Below are 16,042 nucleotides of genomic sequence, written 5' to 3'. Positions count from 1 at the left end.
GGAGGAGGTTCAGAAAGTCCGGGAGACGTTGAGCGAGACATAGTCCCGGTCCTTGAGGGACTGGCCGAAGGACAGCATCCGGGTCGGGGTGCGCGGGTCGGCCACGGTGAAGGTGTTCTCCGTGCCGAAGAACGTCGTGTAGCTCAGGCCGAAGTTCCAGGCGTTCTGGTACTTGCCCTTGATGCCGATGCTCAGGTCGCCCGCGTTGCTGGCGCCGCCGGCGAAGTTGAAGATGGCCGAGGAGCGACCGCCGAAGTTGTAGCCCAGGCCGATCGGGATCGACAGGTCCAGACCGGGCAGTGCCTGGAAGTACTGAGGCTCGAAGATCATGCGAAAGGCCATGGCGTCGCGGGTGGTGTTCGGGTCGAGTCCGCCAAAGCCCACGGCGCTGGGGTTTCGGGTCACGCTGAGCAGGCGGTTCCAGGCCAGTTCGGCCACGAGGGCACCGCCGTCCCACAGGCCCGACTTGTTGAGCACATAGATCCCTGACAGGTTCAGGTGTGCCGTCTTGCCGATGGCGTAGCAGGGGTTGCTGACGTCGCCGCTGCAGTTGGCCGGCGGCATGAAGGGCGCACCACCGAGCACGGCCGGGTCGTTGGCCAGCGGCGCATCGGCGCGCACCGAACCTTCGAGCGCCCAGTTGAGTTGACCGATGGACGAGGTCACGCTCGCACCCAGGGTCTTGATGCCTTTGGCGTAGACCTTGTGCACGTTGCCGTTGATCAGATCGAACACCGGCACCGCAGGGGTCTTGTCGTGGTAACGCGCGGCGTAGAAGCCGAACTCGTAGTCGCTGCCTGCGGGCGACCAGCGCAGTTGGGCGCCAAACTGCCCGCTGTTGCCCGGCAACTGGTCCTTGCTGTTGTCGGTCGCCAGCACCGGCGGCAGCGGTGGGCCGAAGAACACCTGGCCGCCACCGATGTAGTCCTGGTTCGAGAAGTAGCTGCCCACGCCCGGGATCTTGCTGGGCCGCCATTTGAGTTGGTAGTAACCCCCGAGCGTGACGCTGTCGCTCACCTGCAGGGTGCCGGAGATCTGCTCCACCGGCAGCAGCACTTCCTTGAACTGCCAGTTGGGCACCGAGACGATCTTGGCCACGTCCACCGGGCCCTGGGCCGCGGCGATGCCGTTCTGCCCGAAGAACACGCTTTCACCGTACAGCAGGGCGTGTTTGCCAATGCGGATCGAGCCCGGCAGGTCGCCGAGCGAACCCTTGGCGAAGACAAAGGCGTCGAGCACCTCGCCGCCTCGGCCGTGCTGGCTGCGCGTGGCCGGAATGAACGCGTTGGCGGCCTGGCCCGGCTGGTTGCTCACGCCCATCGTTCCAGGGTTGTCGTTGCTGCCCACGTACTTCGAGTCGTACCAGGCCGAGTGGCTGAAGCGCAGGCCCCAGTTGCGACGGGTGTAGTCGAACTCGGTGAGCAGGTCCAGACGGTTGGACACCACGCCTTTGCCGAAGTTGAGGTCACCGTCGTTCTCATTGGTCACGCCACCGTCGCCGCGCGCCGCAGGCGAGGTCAGCACGGCCGAGGGTTCTTTGAGCCGGTAGGCCAGGCTGTACTTGGGGGTGAAGTCGAGCCGGATTCTGGTGTCCGGGTCATCCGACGCCAGTTCGATCGCGAAGGCGGGCAGCGCACAGGCCATGCCGCAGGCCAGGGCCAGTGCATGGTGTCGGTGGGCGGTGAAGTTTCTTTTCATGCTTGTCTCCTCGTTGTGGTTGGGGGGCTCGGTCGGGGGCATGTCATGGATGCCCCCTGGGTCTGATCAGATGTAGGTCGAGGCCAGGCCGCCGTCGACCGGCAGGTTGATGCCGCTGACCCAGCGCGACGCGTCGCCGCACAGGAAGGCGATCACCGGCGCCACCTCATCGCTGAAGGCGGGGCGCTTCATGCGGTGGGCGTCTTTTTCCACACGCTCGTTGCCCAGCATCTGCACGAAGTCGCCCAGGATGGGCGTGAACACAGGGCCGGGCGCCACGCAGTTCATGCGCACGCCGCGCTCCAGAAACTGCTTCTGCGACTGGGTGGTGGTCCAGACGATCAGGGCTTCCTTGAAGTACTGGTAGCAGGTGGCCTGTGGCACCGGGTGCCGGGCCAGCCATGCGGCGCCGGCCTCGAAGCTGGGGGTGGCGCCCAGCTCGCGGTGCAGCTCCAGCCGGGCCGGCCATTCGGCGCCCAGGATGGACGAGACGTTGACGACCGATCCGCCCTCGGTCATGCGCTCCACCACGCGCTGCGTGAAGTGGCGCAGGCCCAGGTAGTTGACCTGGCCCACCAGCTCGGCGGGCGCCGTGCCGGGCACGCCGGCGATGTTGGCCAGCGCGTCGATGTGCGCGGGCAACTGGGCCATGGCCGCGTCGATGGCGGCGGGGTCGCCCAGGTTGATCTTGACGAAACCGTCCAGCGTGAGCATGGGGTCGTTGCGGTCCACGCCGATCACGCGCGCGCCCTGCAGGCGGGCGAGTTTGGCGAAGTCCGAGCCGATACCCGAGCCACAGCCCGTGACGACGATGGTCTTGTTGGCGAGCGTCATGTGCGTTGTCTCCTGTTGTTTTGGGTCGAGGTCAGAACGGGAACGCTGGTGGTGCGTCCTTCACGGTGATCCACTGCCATTGCGTGTACTCGTCGATGTCGGCCGGGCCGCCCACGCTGCCGCCGTTGCCACCGATGCCGGGGCCGCCGAAGGGGTTGGTGCATTCGTCGCAGACGGTCTGGTCGTTGATGTGGACCATGCCGGCGCGCAGGCGCTGGCCGATGGCCAGGGCGCGGCCGATCGAAGGGCTGATCACCGCGGCGGCCAGGCCGCCCTGGCTGGTGTTGGCCAGTTGCACGGCCTCGTCGTCGGTGCGGAACGTGACCAGGTTGACCACCGGGCCGAAGGGCTCTTCGTCGAACGAGCGGATGCCGGGCTTCACGCCCGAGAGCACGGTGGGCTTGTAGAAAAGGCCCTCAAAGGTGCCGCCGGCTTCGAGCACGGCGCCCTGCTTGATGCTGTCCTGGATGACGTCATCGAAGTGCTTCAACTGCTTGGCGTCGATCATCGGACCCAGGGCGACCTGGCCACTGGCCCCGTCGCCCACCGGCAGGTGCGTGGCCTTGCCGACCATGCGCGCCTTGAAACCTTCGGCGATGGACTCGTGCACCAGGATGCGGTTGGAGGCCATGCAGATCTGGCCCTGGTGGAACCAGGCACCGAACGCGGCCGCGCTGGCCGCGGCGTCCAGGTCGGCGTCTTCCAGCACGATCAGGTTGTTGGCGCCGCCCAGTTCCAGCGACACCTTCTTCAGGTGTTCACCGGCCAGCGCGCCGATGCGCCGGCCCACGGCGGGCGAACCGGTGAAGGCGATCATGGGCACGCGCGGGTCGACCACCAGGGCCTCGCCGGCTTCTGCGTCGCCCGGCAGCACCTGCAACACACCCGCCGGCAGACCGGCTTCTTCGAACACGCGGGCGATGATGAAGCCGCCGCTCACCGGGGTGCGTGTGTCGGGTTTGAGCACCACCGCATTGCCCAGTGCCAGCGCCGGGGCCACCGCGCGCAGGCTCAGGATCAGCGGGAAGTTGAACGGCGAAATCACGCCCACCACGCCGTGCGGCACGCGCCGCGCGAACGACAGCCGGCCGGCCGCGGCGGGCAGCACATGGCCCTGGGCCTGCATGGGCAGGGCAGCGGCCAGGTGGCACAGCGTGATGGACTCGTTCACCTCGTGCTGGCCCTTGGGCACGATGCCGCCGGTTTCGCGGGCGACGGCCATGGCGAGCTCGCCGATGTGCTGCTGGAAGAGCGCGGCGGCGCGGTGGAACACGGCCGAGCGTCCGCGTGGATCCATGGCGGCCCAGGCGGACTGGGCCGCTTGCGCCCGACCGATGGCGGCGCGCATGTCGGCCGCGCTGGCGATGCCCACCTGCGAAAGCACCTGGCCGGTGGCCGGTTCCTTCACATCGCGCACGCTGGCGAGCGCGGTGGACCACGCGCCGTCGAAGGCCTTGCCTGACGTGAGGCGGCTGTCCAGCCAGACCGGATTTTCGGAAACACCCATTGTTTTGCTCCTGTTGATCGTTCATGCGCGCCAAACGGCGGCTGCAACAGGTTTCGCAACGGGCGTACCAACGCGGGCCGGCATCGCGATCAGGAGGCGGGCATTTCCGCGTTTTTTCAGAGGAGCCGATCCGGACTTTCCCTAGGGCGTTCGTGCGGGTCCGAATGCCCTGTTGGCGGCATAAAAAAGTTACCATCAATAAACAAATGTGATGTTCACATTTCATCAAAACATCCATTTATTGATGTTCGCCATGTCCAAACAACGCATCTCCCTGGCCGATCTCGCCCGCATCGCGAACAGCAGCAAAGACGAACACCGGACCGAGCCCGGGCATCTGGTGATGGCGGGGTTCGACACCAGCGGCATCAGCCAGCAGGCGCATCCCACGGTGGCCGACCTGAGCGAATGCCTGTTCTTCTCACCGGGGGACGGCCGCATCTGGCTGCAGGACCAGCGCATGGTGTTGTTGCATTCGGAATCGCTGGGCTCGTTGCGCCGCGAACTCATCGACAGCATCGGCCTGGACAAGGCGCGGGGTCTGCTCACGCGCGCGGGTTATGTCAGCGGTGCGCGCGACGCACAGCTGGTGCGCCGGCAGTGGCCCGACGCCGATCCACCGGCTGCCGCCATGGCGGGCACGCGCCTGCATGCGCTGGAGGGTGTGGTCCAGGTGGAACTGGTGCACGCGGCCTACGACGCGGTCACCGGTGTCTACGAAGGCGAATTCCTCTGGCACAACTCCAGCGAGGACGACGAGCACATTGCCGCCTATGGCGTGGGCGGCTCGCCTGCCTGCTGGATGCAGGTCGGCTACGCCACCGGTTATGTGAGCACGCTGTTCGGGCGGCTGATCGTTTTTCGCGAGCTGAACTGCCGCTCTTCTGGTGACGCCCATTGCCGTGTCATCGGCAAATCGGCCGAACACTGGGACGACGTGCAGCAGGACTTGCGCTACCTGAACGCGCAGGCCTTTGTGGGCGCTTCCGCTGTGGAAGCCGGCCCGGTGCCGGTGGCCGATCTGGAGGCGTATGCGGCTGCCAACCCCGGAACCGAGCAGAGCATGGTGGGCACCTCTTCATCGTTCAACGCGGCCTGCCACATGCTCCACCGCGTGGCGCCGACCACCGCCACCGTGCTCTTCACCGGCGAGTCCGGCGTGGGCAAGGAGATGTTCGCCAGCACCTTGCACCGCATCAGCCCGCGCAAGGACAAGCCCTTCGTGGCCATCAACTGCGCGGCCATCCCCGAGACCCTCATGGAAAGTGAACTCTTCGGTGTGGAGCGGGGCGCCTACACCGGCGCCGGCGCCTCCCGCCCGGGGCGCTTCGAGCGCGCCCATGGCGGCACGCTGTTCCTGGATGAGATCGGCACCCTGAGTTACGTGGCCCAGGGCAAGCTGCTGCGCGCCTTGCAAGAGGGCGAGATCGAGCGCGTGGGCGGCACACGCGCCATCGGTGTCGATGTGCGCGTGATCGCGGCCACCAACGTGGACCTGCGCCAGGCGGTGCGCGAAGGGCGGTTTCGCGAAGACCTGTTCTTCCGCCTCAACGTCTTCCCCATCCACCTGCCTCCGCTGCGCGACCGGCGCGACGACATCCCGCTGCTGATGAGCCACTTTCTGGGGCACTACAACAAGCGCCATCAGCGCCAGGTGGCGGGCTTCAGCCAGGCCGCAGTGAAGGCCATGTACAACTACGCGTTCCCGGGCAACATTCGCGAGCTGCAGAACCTGGTGGAGCGCGGCGTCATTCTGGTGAGCGACGGCGAAGCCATCGATGTGCACCACGTTTTCAGCAGTGGCGAGTCGCTCGCGCAGGACGTGCTCTCGCTGGCCTGGCGCGACGACGGTCCGGCCACGCTGAGCCTGCTGGGATCGCGCAAAGCACCCCTGCCGGACGAGGCGACGGGCGTTCCGAAGAGCGGTGCGCTGGAGCAGGCCGAACTGGCGCTGCTGCGCCAGGCCATCCGGCGCAGCGGGGGCAACCTCGCGGCCGCGGCGCGCGACCTCGGGGTCAGCCGCGCGACCGTGGCCTACCGGGCCAGGAAATTCGGTCTGACGGTCTGATCAGAAGCCCTGCACCGCTTTGTGGGGCGGGTGTCTTGCGGCCTCAGATCAGTGCCAGCGCCATGAACGGGAAGATGGCAATCAGCAGCAGCACGATCAGCATCACGCCCACATAGGGCAGCGACCCGGCGAAGATGCTCTCCACCGACACCTTGGGGTCGTTGAGGGTGGACTTGACCGTGAACACCGAGATGCCGAACGGCGGGGTGAGCAAGCCGATCTCCACCGCGATGACGGTGATGATGCCGAAGTGGATCAGGTTGAAATCGAGGCTGGCGGCGATCGGGACCGCCACCGGGGTCATGATCAGCAGGATGGAGCTGGAGTCCAGGATCATGCCCAGCAGCAACAGGATCACCACGTACAGGAACAGGAAACCGTAAGGGCCGAGACCGGCGTCCTGCACCAGATCGCTGATCGCCATGGGCACGCCCGCCACCGACAGCATGCGGCTGTAGAAGCCCGCGGCCACGAGCAGGATCAGGATGCCGACCGACACCGCACCGGTTTCGGTGAGCACGCGCCACAGGTTGCCGCCGCCCAGCTTGCGCCGCAGGATGGCGATGACGAACGCTCCGAAGGCTCCCACGCCACCGGCTTCGGTCGGCGTGAAGAAACCGGAGTACAGACCGCCCAGCACCAGCGCCACCAGTGCGGCGATGGGCACCAACTTGCCGAGCATCTCGGTAGTGGACAGCAGGCGCGCGGTGCTGCGCTCGGCCGCCATCTCGGCCTGGCGCTTGAGGTCGAACACCAGACCGGGCGTGAAGCGGGCCATCAGCATGATCATGATGGCGAAGGCCGCCGCCATCACGAAGCCGGGGATGATGCCGGCGATGAACAGCGTGCCGATGGACTGCTCGGCCAGCACGCCATAGATGATGAGCAGCAGGCTGGGCGGGATCATCATGCCCAGCACCGAGCTGCCGGCCACGGTACCGGCGGCGAAGCTGGCGCGGTAGCCGTGGTTCACCATTTCGGGCACGGCCACGCGCGTGAACACGGCCGCTGACGCGATGGATACGCCGGTGACGGCGGCGAACACGGTGTTGGCCGCCACGGTGGCCACGCCCAGGCCGCCGCGCAAGCGCCGCAGCAGGGTCTCGGCGACGTCGAAGGTGTCCTTGCCGACGTTGGAAATCGAGACCAGAAGCCCCATCAAAACGAACAGCGGGATGGTGGCGAAGATGTAGTCGGCCACGCCGTTGTAGGCCGAGAGGTACAACAGGCGCATGGCCATGTCGACGTCTTCGCGGATGAGCCAGATGCCTGCAAAGCCGACGGCGGTGAGGGCCACTGCGATGTGCTGGCCGATCAACACGAGGAATACCAGGGCTCCGATCAGGAGCCCGCCCAGGGCGAGTTCGCTCATGCGTGTGCTCCAGTGGAAGGTGGCTGGCGCAGCAGCGAGGGGATGCAGGCGAGGTAGGCCAAGGCAGCGGCCACGGAGCCCAGCACGATGAGGGCACGGAACGGCCAGGTGACCACGGTGAAGACGCCCTGCACACCGAAATACTCCTTGATCTTCATGGCTTCGGTGAGCTCGGGCCAGGAGATCACGGCCAGTGCGAAAAAGAGCAGCGCGCCAACCACGACGTTGATCACCTCCAGCGCCTTGACGGTGGCCGGTGAGTGCCTGCCGATGATTTGCAGCAGGAAGTCGCTGCGCGTCATGCGACCGGAGCAGACGGCCGCGGCCAGTTGCAGAAAGACGATGGAGGCGACCGAGCGCGCGGCGAACTCGGCCACGCCGGTGATGGGCGCATCAAAGAAGTTGCGGCCCAGAACGTCGGCCACGATCAGCAGCATCATGAGGAAGATCCACACCGTGCCCACGGCGGCCAGCAAGTTGGCCATGCCCTGCAGGGGGTTGGTGAGACCGGCGACCGCTGGGGTTTCGCTGGCGAAATCGGGTTCGTTGTGCACAGGTCACCTGTGAAAGGGAGAGGACACACCACCCGGCCGCTGGACGCTGCCGGGTGGACGGGGTGGTGGCATGCCGATCAGCGGTTCTGCAGATCCCAGTCGCGCAGGGGCTTCACGCCACGAGCGCGCAGCTCGTCGAAGTAGGCCTTGAGCACCTGCTTGCCCGCATCACCCGTGCCTTGCAGCCACGGCGCCACGATGTTGGGCAGGCTGTTGACCCACTTGGCCTTCTCGGCCTGGGGCAGGTCGGTGATCTGCAGGCCGGCGGCCTTCATGGTGTCGAGTGCGGCATTGGCGGTCTTGGTGACGTGTTTTCCGTGGGCCACCGAGGTGGCCTTGCCGGCCTTGAGCATCGCGTCCTGCACCTCCTTGGGCAGTCCGTCGAAGACCTTCTTGTTCACCGCCACGCTGCCGAAGTACATGGCGCCGATGTCGATGCGGGTGAGGTTCTTCGCCACCTCGTACACGCGGGCCGGGCCGATGCCGCTGGCGAACGACAGCGCGCCATCGGTCACACCGGTCTGGATGTTGGTGTAGTAGGTGGTCAGCGCGCCGTCCACTGGCGTGGCACCGGTCTCGCGCAGCCAGTTGGCCGAGGTGCCGGGTGCGTTCACGCGCTTGTTCTTCAGACTGGCAAGGTCTTTCACCGGGAAGGTGGCGTAGATGTCGTAGCTGTCGGTGATCAGCGAGGACAGCGGCACCATGTTCTGCGCGGCCCAGCTGTCGCGCAGGGCGGGCACGCTGGCGTTGAGCTTGTCGAAGATCTCGATGAGTTGTTCGTGGTTGGTGGTGGCGAACGGGGTGAAGTAGGTCACGTTCTGCAGCGGCATGGCGGAGTTCTCCCACACCGTGCCGACCATGCCCACGTCCACGATGCCGTCGCGCACGGCGGCGCGCGTGTCGGTGAACTTGTAGAGCGTGCCGCCGTAGTTCTCGCGCCAGCGCACTTCGTATTTCGCACCGCCTTCCTTCAGGAGGCGGTCCACCTCGGGCTGGAACACTTCCTTCATGGCGAAGGCCCAGATGTTGGTGGTGGGGTGGCTGGAGCCGATGTTGACCGTGACGCGCTGCTGCGCGATGGCGGATCCGGCGGTCATCGTGGCGCCCAGGGCGGCCAGGGTTGCGAAGGCGATTTTCTTGAGTTTCATGTTGTCTCCTCGGTGGGTGTCATGGTGGGGTGGGAGGGTGCCAGTGCCCCCGCACCGGCTTCATCAAATGGGTGGGTCAGCGTTGGGCAGGGCGCTTGCGCGTGCTCCCGGTGGTGTCGGCAAACAGATCACGGCTGGCGTTCAGGTAGGCACGCACACGGTCCCGCACCAGTTCTTCGTCGTAACCCTCGTGGGCGCTGTCGCTGTAGACGTTCTGCGCGTAGATCCAGCGGCGCATGGTGATGTAGAAGAAACCACCGTGCAGGCCCATGAGCAACTCCATTTCGCGCTCACTGGGCTTTGCACGGCTGACCACGCCACGGAAGCGGCGCGTTTCGCGGATCAGGCGCGGGAACAGGCGGGTCCGCAGCATGGCGAAGAACCGGTCGGTGATGGTGTGGTCGGTCAGGCCCGAGAACACCAGGATGCGCACGAACTCCCGCGACAGCGTGATCGTCACGTACTCCCAATAAAAGGCGGTGAGCTTGTCTTCCACCGGCATGTCGGCGTCGTCGAGCAACGCATCCCACTCCGCGCGCCAGCGGCCTTCGAACACTTCGAGGTAGACGCGGTCGACCAGCGCCTGCTTGGTGGGGAAGTAGTGGTAGAGCAGTGCGTGGGTCACACCGATGCTCTTGGCCAGGTCGCGCAGCTGGCCGCCGAAGCCGTGCACCGCAAAGAACTGGATCGCGCCATCGAGGATCTGGCGCTCGCGCTCGACCACGCCCATGCGCCGGCGTGCCGGGGCTTCCGCGTCTGTTTTTCGGGCTTCCTTCGCCTTGTCAGGGTTTGTCTGGATGCGCACGCTATTTACCGATTGGTCAATGATTCGTACCATTGTTAACCGACTGGTAAACAAAAACACCCGTGAAAACCCGAGGATTCAAGGCATGGAATTGACTGGAGACATCCTGATCGGCGCACCGCGCGAGAAGGTCTGGGCCGGGCTCAACGACCCCGAGATACTGACGCGCTGCATTCCGGGCTGCGAAGCCATGGAAGCCACCAGCCCCACCGAACGCACCGCCCGCGTGGCGGTGAAGGTGGGCCCGGTGCGCGCGCGCTTTGTGGGCCATGTGCGCATGGAAGACATCCGCCCCAACGAAGGCTGCGTGCTGCGCTTTCAAGGCTCGGGCGGCGCGGCCGGCATGGCCAAGGGCCACTCGAACGTGGAGCTCACCGACGAAGCCGGCGACACGCGTTTGCGCTACACCGCGCAGGCCTCCATCGGCGGCAAGCTCGGCCAGGTGGGCGGCCGCATGATCGATGCTGCCTCCAAGCAGATGGCCGACCAGTTCTTCGCTGCGTTCAACGAACAGATGGTGGGTGTGCCGGTGGTGGAGGCTGCTGAAGCAGCGTCCACAGAGCCAGCGCCAGGCGCCACCGCTGGGGCGCAGTCCACCTTCGTGCCGCGCACCGTTCACGCACCCCGGCCCGCCTCCAGCGGCGAAGGCGTTCGCGTGTTGTGGTTCGTGCTGGGTTCCCTCTCCACCGGCTTCGGCGTGTGGATCGCTTCCCTGTTGACTTCTTGAGGACCGCTCCATGAAAGCCGCTGCCTTCGACTACGTCAAACCCGTCTCCATCGACCAGGTGATTGCGCTGCTGCAGGAGCACGGCGACGACGCCCGCCTGCTCGCCGGTGGCCAGACGCTGATGGCGACCCTGAACATGCGCCTGTCCGAGCCGGCGCTGGTGATCGACATCACCGGCATCGAATCCTTGCGCGGCATCAGCGTGCAGGGCAAAGTGCTGCGCATCGGCGCACTGGCCACGCACACCGACATCGAGTTCAGCCCGCTGGTGGCGCGCCACGCGCCGCTGCTCAAGGCTGCCGCGCCCCACATCGCACACCGCGCCATCCGCAACAGCGGCACCTGGGGCGGCTCCATCGCCTACGCCGACCCGGCGGCCGAGTGGCCGACTTGCCTGCTCGCGCTGGGCGGCACCGTCATCGCACGCGGTCCCCAGGGCGAGCGCCGCATTGCGGCCGACGATTTCTTCACCGGCCTCTACAGCACCGCGTTGCAACCCGACGAGCTGCTGGCCGCCTGCGAAATCCCGCTGGCGGGTGCCGAGCACTGGTTCGGCTTCAGCGAACTGGCGCGCCGACACGGCGACTACGCCATCGTGGGCCTGGCCGCCACGGCCCGGCGCGAAGGCACGGCCCTGCACGATTTGCGCATCGTGCTGCTGGGTGTGGACGCCACGCCGGTGCGCGCCCGCCAGACCGAGGCGCTGCTGGAAGGCCGTGCGCTGGATATGGCCACCGTGACCCAAGCCGTGGCCAGCCTGCGCAGCGAGATTCACCCGCTGCCCGACCTGACCAACACCCCCGACACCAAGCGGCATCTCGCCGGCGTGCTGCTGCATCGCATGCTGCCCACCCCGGCCAGCGCCACCGCCTGAGCCCCTGAGGAACACCCATGGCAGACCTGTATCCGATCAAAGTCACCGTCAACGGCAAGCCGCACCAGTGCAGCGTGCAACCGCGCACCCACCTGGTGGATTTTTTGCGTGAAGACCTCGGTCTCAAAGGCAGCCACCTCGGCTGCGAACACGGCGTGTGCGGCGCCTGCACCGTCGAGCTCAACGGCCAGATCGTGCGCGGCTGCCTCACGCTCGCGGTGCAGGCCGATGGCGGCAAAGTTCAGACCATCGAAGGCGTGAGCCAGTCCGGCGCCATCCGCGATCTGCAGGAAGCCTTCGTGCGGCGCAACGCGCTGCAGTGCGGCTTCTGCACCTCGGGCATGTTGATGGCGGCCAAGGAACTGGTGGAGCAGATGCCGAACGCCAACCGCGCCGAGGTGCGTGACTGGATCTCGGGCAACTACTGCCGCTGCACCGGCTACCAGGCCATCGTGGACGCGATCTGCGACGTGCTGCAACAACGCAAGGAGGCCATCGCATGAAGCGCGACACCGTCAACCTCGAACCCGGCGTCGACCACAGCCGGCCGCTGCCCCCGGTCAACGACGACCAGCGCTACATCGGCGCCTCGGTGCCGCGCGGTGGCATCGAGCGGCTGACCCAGGGACTGGGCCAGTACCTGGACGACATCGAGCTGCCGCGCATGGCCCATGTGGTGTTCTGGCGCAGCCCGGTGGCGCACATGCGCGTCAACGCCGTCAATGCCGAATTCGCGCGCGCCATGCCCGGCGTGCTGCTGGTGGCGGACGGGCAAGACCTGGCCAAGGTCTGCAAGCCCTGGGTGGCCACGCTGGGCCATCTGGCGGGCATGAAATCGGCACCGCAATACGCGCTGGCGCTCGACCGTGCATGCTGGCAGGGCGAACCTGTGGTGGCCGTGGTGGCCGAAACCCGCGCCGAGGCCGAGGACGCACTCGCCTATGTGCAGGTGGACTGGGAAGAGCTGCCCGCAGCCACCGACATGCGCACTGCGCTGGACCCGGCCACGCCGCTGATCCACCCCGAGCTGGGCGACAACCTCTGCTTCACCCGCACGCTGGATGTGGGCCAGGTCGACGAGACCTTTGCCAATGCCGACGTGGTGGCCAACATCGAATTCGAGTTTGGCCGCCACACCGGGGTGACGCTGGAGCCGCGCGCGCAGATCGCGCACTGGAGCCCGGCCGATCGCCGCCTCACAGTGCACCACTCGTGCCAGGCGCCGCACATGATGCAGGACCTCTACGGCCGCCAGTTCGACCTTCCGGCCAGCGCCATCCGCGTGGTCTGCAAGGACGTGGGTGGCTCGTTCGGCATCAAGGTGCACGCGTATCCGGACGACTTCGCCACCGTGGCGCTGTCCATCCTGCTGGGCCGCCCGGTGAAGTTCGTGGCCGACCGGCTGGAGAGCTTCACCAGCGACATCCACGCGCGCCACCACCACATCAAGGCGCGCATCGCGGTCAACCGCGACGGCGAGATCCTCGCCTTCGACATGGAAGACCTCACCGGCATCGGCCCGTACTCCATGTTCCCGCGCACCAGCGCGATCGAGGGCAACCAGGTGGTCAACCTGGTGGGTGGTCCCTACAAGCACAAACACTACCGCGCCCGGCTCGACGTGGTGTTCCAGAACAAGACGCCCACCTGCCAGTACCGCGGCGTGGGCCACCCGATCGCCTGCGCCGTGACCGAGGCGCTGGTGGACCTGGCGGCACAGAAGATCGGCATGGACCCGCTGCGAATCCGCGAACTCAACGTGATCCCGGACGACGCCTACCCGACCGCCGGCGCCTCGGGCATCAAGCTGGAGATCCTCTCGCACCAGGCCAGCCTGAAGAAGCTGCGTGAGCTGATGAACTACGACGCGCTGCGCGCCGAGCAGGCCGCACTGCGCCAACAGGGCATCTTTCGCGGCATCGGCTTCGCCACCGTGATCGAGCTCACCAACCCGAGCGCCGCGTTCTACGGCGTGGGCGGCGCGCGCATCGCCTCGCAAGACGGCGCCACCGTGCGGCTGGACCCCGAAGGCCACATCACCGTGCTGATCGGCGTGGGCGAGCAGGGCCAGGGCACCGAAGGCATCTACCAGCAGATCGCGGCCGACGCGGTGGGCGTGGGCATCGGCAAGGTGCGCGTGGTCACCGGCGACACCGACGCCACGCCGTACGGTGGAGGCACGTGGGCTTCGCGCGGCGCGGGCATCGGCGGCGAGGCCGTGCTGCTGGCCGGTCAGGCCTTGCGCGAGAACATCGTGAAGGTGGCGGCCATCATCCTCAAGCGCGAGGGCGTCACGCTGGCGGTGCGCCGCGACCGCATCGTGGACGCCACCACCGGCGAAGAACTGCTGCCGCTGGCCGAACTGGGCCGCATCGCCTACTTCCGCTCCGACACGTTGCCCGCCGAGTTCACGCCCGAGCTCATGGTCACGCGGCACTACGCGCAGCGCGATTACCCGTTCATCTTCACCAACGGCGTGCAGGCGTCTTATGTGGAGGTGGACACCGACACCGGCTTCGTGAAGTTGCTCAAACACTGGGCGGTGGAAGACTGCGGCCGCGTGCTCAACCCCATGCTGGTGGACGAGCAGATGCGCGGCGCCATCGTGCAGGGCATCGGCGGCGCGCTGCTCGAGGAGTGCCTCTACGACGACAGCGGCCTGATGATCAACGCCAGCATGGCCGACTACCTGGTGCCCATGTCGGCCGAGATGCCCGACATCGAGGTGGCCCACATCCAGACGCCCACCGCTACGTCCAAGCTGGGCGCCAAGGGCGCGGGCGAGGCCGGCACGGCGGGGGCGCCCGCGGCGGTGATGAACGCCATCAACGACGCCATGGCGCCGTTTGACGCGCATGTGTTCTCGCAACCGATCACGCCGCAGAAGGTGTTGCGCGCGCTGGGCAAGGTGCGCTGATTCAGGGGGTCGGCGGCGTCACCGGCCACGCCTGCATCTTGAAGGCCTCGGCCAGAAAGTCGATCAGCAGGCGCACCTTGGGCGAGACGAACTTGCGCGAGGGATAGACCGCGTACACGCCGAGCTCCAGCGAACGAAACGTGGGCATCACCTCCACCAGGGTGCCGGCCTGCAGGTCGGGCCCGACCAGAAACGAGGGCTGCAGCACGAGCCCCAGGTGGCGCAGCGCGGCCATGCGACAGGTGTCGCCGTTGTTGCTGCGCAGGCGCGGCGACACCTTCACCGCCACCGGGCCGTCGGGGCCGGTGAACACCCAGTTCTCGCCCATCGAAAACAGGCTGTAAGAGGCAACCTCGTGCTGCACGAGCTCCGACGGATGCGTGGGCGTGCCGTGCTGACGCAGGTAGGTGGGCGACGCGCACAGCACCAGGCGGGTGGTGGTGAGCTGGCGGCTGATGAGCGTGGAGTCGGGCAGTCGGGCGATGCGCACCGCGAGATCGAAGCCTTCATCCACCAGATCGACCATGCGGTCGGACAGGGTCACGTCCAGCGTGACCTTGGGGTGCATCGCCATGAACTCCACCCACAGTGGCGCCAGGTGCAGCAGGCCGAAGGTGAAGGGCGCGTTGATGCGGAGCAGGCCACTGGCCTCGCCGCTGCGCGAGGTGATCTCCGCCTCGGCCTCGTCCACGGTGGACAACACCTCCTTGCAGCGCGCATGAAACACCTCGCCTTCGGCCGTGAGCGAGAGCTTGCGCGTCGTCCGGTGCAGCAGCCTCACACCCAGGCGCGCCTCCAGGTCCGCCACATGGCGCGACACCGCGGCCTTGGACATGGGCAGCGCATCGGACGCGCCCACGAAACTGCCGGCGTCCACCACCGCCGCAAACACCCGCATTTCTTCAAATCGGTCCATCTGGGTTCATTTATATCGATTATCGGAACAGTCAGTCTCATTGAAGCATGTTTATCTTCGTGCGTGGAACTTCTAAAGTCCAGTCACCGATCCACTTCCAAACCCTTTTTGAGGAATTCACCATGAACAACATCAACAACGCTTCTCCCCTGCAACGCCTGCTCACCACCAGCGCCGGCTGGGCTCCGCTGGCCCTGCGCATCCCCATCGGTATCGTTTTTGTGGCCCACGGCGCACAGAAACTGTTTGGTGCCTTCGGCGGCTACGGCCTGGAAGGCACGGGCCAGTTCATGGACTCGCTGGGCCTGAGCCCGGGCTACCTCATGGCTCTGCTGGCCGGCTCCGCCGAGTTCTTCGGTGGCCTGGCCCTGCTGCTGGGTCTGCTGGTGCGCCCGGCCGCCGCCGTGCTGGCTGTGACGATGGTGGTGGCGATCGCCACCGTGCACCTGGACAAGGGCCTCTTCATGGCCAACAACGGCTACGAGTTCGCGCTGGCCTTGCTCGCTGCTGCGGTTTCGCTGCTCATCAGCGGCGCCGGCTTCGCCTCGGTGGACGCCACGCTGGCCCGCCGCGCCGACTGAGATTCATTCACCACACGGCGCCTTGCGCCGCAGGAGAAACG

Annotated in this window: 14 protein-coding genes; 6 read left to right on the top strand and 8 right to left on the bottom strand. The window is 66.7% G+C overall.

All coding sequences use genetic code 11. The annotated features are described in order from the left end of the window. Positions 1–9 precede the first annotated feature (9 nt). From IV113_RS02350 to IV113_RS02340, 3 genes are all read right to left on the bottom strand, one after another. Positions 10–1,698 (bottom strand): DUF1302 domain-containing protein, encoded by a 1,689-nt coding sequence (locus IV113_RS02350; RefSeq protein WP_291080420.1) that lies wholly within the window; start codon positions 1,696–1,698, stop codon positions 10–12. Between the two features lie 66 nt (positions 1,699–1,764). After that, positions 1,765–2,532, bottom strand: coding sequence for a coniferyl-alcohol dehydrogenase (locus tag IV113_RS02345; protein WP_291080419.1), 768 nt, complete (start codon positions 2,530–2,532; stop codon positions 1,765–1,767). Positions 2,533–2,563: 31 nt separating this feature from the next. Next, positions 2,564–4,039 (bottom strand): benzaldehyde dehydrogenase, encoded by a 1,476-nt coding sequence (locus tag IV113_RS02340; protein ID WP_291080418.1) that lies wholly within the window; start codon positions 4,037–4,039, stop codon positions 2,564–2,566. A 343-nt stretch (positions 4,040–4,382) separates the two neighbouring features. On the opposite strand from IV113_RS02340, the gene IV113_RS02335 reads away from it, so the two are divergent. Continuing rightward, positions 4,383–6,107, top strand: coding sequence for a sigma-54-dependent Fis family transcriptional regulator (locus tag IV113_RS02335; protein ID WP_291081162.1), 1,725 nt, complete (start codon positions 4,383–4,385; stop codon positions 6,105–6,107). A gap of 43 nt (positions 6,108–6,150) precedes the next feature. On the opposite strand, the gene IV113_RS02330 is transcribed toward IV113_RS02335, so the two are convergent. The 4 genes from IV113_RS02330 to IV113_RS02315 form a co-directional block, all read right to left on the bottom strand. Next, the gene (locus IV113_RS02330) at positions 6,151–7,479 is read right to left on the bottom strand and encodes a TRAP transporter large permease (protein ID WP_291080417.1); all 1,329 of its coding nucleotides are present in this window, start codon (positions 7,477–7,479) and stop codon (positions 6,151–6,153) included. Further along, positions 7,476–8,033, bottom strand: a complete 558-nt coding sequence (locus IV113_RS02325; protein WP_291080416.1) for a TRAP transporter small permease — start codon at positions 8,031–8,033, stop codon at positions 7,476–7,478. Before IV113_RS02325 ends, IV113_RS02330 begins: the two co-directional genes overlap by 4 nt. Before the next feature lie 77 nt (positions 8,034–8,110). Then, positions 8,111–9,181 (bottom strand): C4-dicarboxylate TRAP transporter substrate-binding protein, encoded by a 1,071-nt coding sequence (locus IV113_RS02320; RefSeq protein WP_291080415.1) that lies wholly within the window; start codon positions 9,179–9,181, stop codon positions 8,111–8,113. Positions 9,182–9,257: 76 nt separating this feature from the next. Further along, positions 9,258–9,986, bottom strand: coding sequence for a TetR/AcrR family transcriptional regulator (locus IV113_RS02315; protein WP_291080414.1), 729 nt, complete (start codon positions 9,984–9,986; stop codon positions 9,258–9,260). Positions 9,987–10,071: 85 nt separating this feature from the next. Here IV113_RS02315 and IV113_RS02310 point away from each other — a divergent pair, with 85 nt between their 5' ends. The 4 genes from IV113_RS02310 to IV113_RS02295 are packed head-to-tail and all read left to right on the top strand — an operon-like array spanning position 10,072 to position 14,504. Next, a complete protein-coding gene (locus IV113_RS02310) occupies positions 10,072–10,713 on the top strand; it encodes a carbon monoxide dehydrogenase subunit G (protein ID WP_291080413.1) in 642 nt (213 codons plus the stop codon). A gap of 10 nt (positions 10,714–10,723) precedes the next feature. Continuing rightward, entirely contained in the window at positions 10,724–11,587 is an 864-nt protein-coding gene (locus IV113_RS02305; protein WP_291080411.1) for a xanthine dehydrogenase family protein subunit M, read from the top strand. Between the two features lie 17 nt (positions 11,588–11,604). After that, positions 11,605–12,090, top strand: coding sequence for a (2Fe-2S)-binding protein (locus IV113_RS02300; protein WP_291080409.1), 486 nt, complete (start codon positions 11,605–11,607; stop codon positions 12,088–12,090). Next, entirely contained in the window at positions 12,087–14,504 is a 2,418-nt protein-coding gene (locus IV113_RS02295) for a xanthine dehydrogenase family protein molybdopterin-binding subunit (protein ID WP_291080407.1), read from the top strand. The genes IV113_RS02300 and IV113_RS02295 overlap by 4 nt, the downstream gene beginning before the upstream one ends. 1 nt (position 14,505) lies before the next feature. Here the strand turns inward: IV113_RS02295 and IV113_RS02290 are convergent, their stop codons facing one another. Continuing rightward, a complete protein-coding gene (locus IV113_RS02290; protein ID WP_291080405.1) occupies positions 14,506–15,420 on the bottom strand; it encodes a LysR family transcriptional regulator in 915 nt (304 codons plus the stop codon). A gap of 122 nt (positions 15,421–15,542) precedes the next feature. Here IV113_RS02290 and IV113_RS02285 point away from each other — a divergent pair, with 122 nt between their 5' ends. After that, positions 15,543–16,001, top strand: a complete 459-nt coding sequence (locus IV113_RS02285; protein ID WP_291080403.1) for a DoxX family protein — start codon at positions 15,543–15,545, stop codon at positions 15,999–16,001. The last annotated feature ends 41 nt before the right edge of the window (positions 16,002–16,042 follow it).

The sequence above is a fragment of the Hydrogenophaga sp. genome (assembly GCF_018780385.1).
GTDB lineage: Bacteria > Pseudomonadota > Gammaproteobacteria > Burkholderiales > Burkholderiaceae_C > Hydrogenophaga.
This window is presented reverse-complemented; position numbering and strand designations above follow the sequence as displayed.

Coding starts and splice junctions, on each gene's coding strand:
- IV113_RS02345 (WP_291080419.1), bottom strand. CDS start 2,532: ATGACGCTCGCCAACAAGACCATCGTCGTCACGGGCTGTGGCTCGGGT.
- IV113_RS02310 (WP_291080413.1), top strand. CDS start 10,072: ATGGAATTGACTGGAGACATCCTGATCGGCGCACCGCGCGAGAAGGTC.
- IV113_RS02295 (WP_291080407.1), top strand. CDS start 12,087: ATGAAGCGCGACACCGTCAACCTCGAACCCGGCGTCGACCACAGCCGG.
- IV113_RS02330 (WP_291080417.1), bottom strand. CDS start 7,479: ATGAGCGAACTCGCCCTGGGCGGGCTCCTGATCGGAGCCCTGGTATTC.
- IV113_RS02285 (WP_291080403.1), top strand. CDS start 15,543: ATGAACAACATCAACAACGCTTCTCCCCTGCAACGCCTGCTCACCACC.
- IV113_RS02320 (WP_291080415.1), bottom strand. CDS start 9,181: ATGAAACTCAAGAAAATCGCCTTCGCAACCCTGGCCGCCCTGGGCGCC.
- IV113_RS02300 (WP_291080409.1), top strand. CDS start 11,605: ATGGCAGACCTGTATCCGATCAAAGTCACCGTCAACGGCAAGCCGCAC.
- IV113_RS02305 (WP_291080411.1), top strand. CDS start 10,724: ATGAAAGCCGCTGCCTTCGACTACGTCAAACCCGTCTCCATCGACCAG.
- IV113_RS02290 (WP_291080405.1), bottom strand. CDS start 15,420: ATGGACCGATTTGAAGAAATGCGGGTGTTTGCGGCGGTGGTGGACGCC.
- IV113_RS02350 (WP_291080420.1), bottom strand. CDS start 1,698: ATGAAAAGAAACTTCACCGCCCACCGACACCATGCACTGGCCCTGGCC.
- IV113_RS02335 (WP_291081162.1), top strand. CDS start 4,383: ATGGCGGGGTTCGACACCAGCGGCATCAGCCAGCAGGCGCATCCCACG.
- IV113_RS02340 (WP_291080418.1), bottom strand. CDS start 4,039: ATGGGTGTTTCCGAAAATCCGGTCTGGCTGGACAGCCGCCTCACGTCA.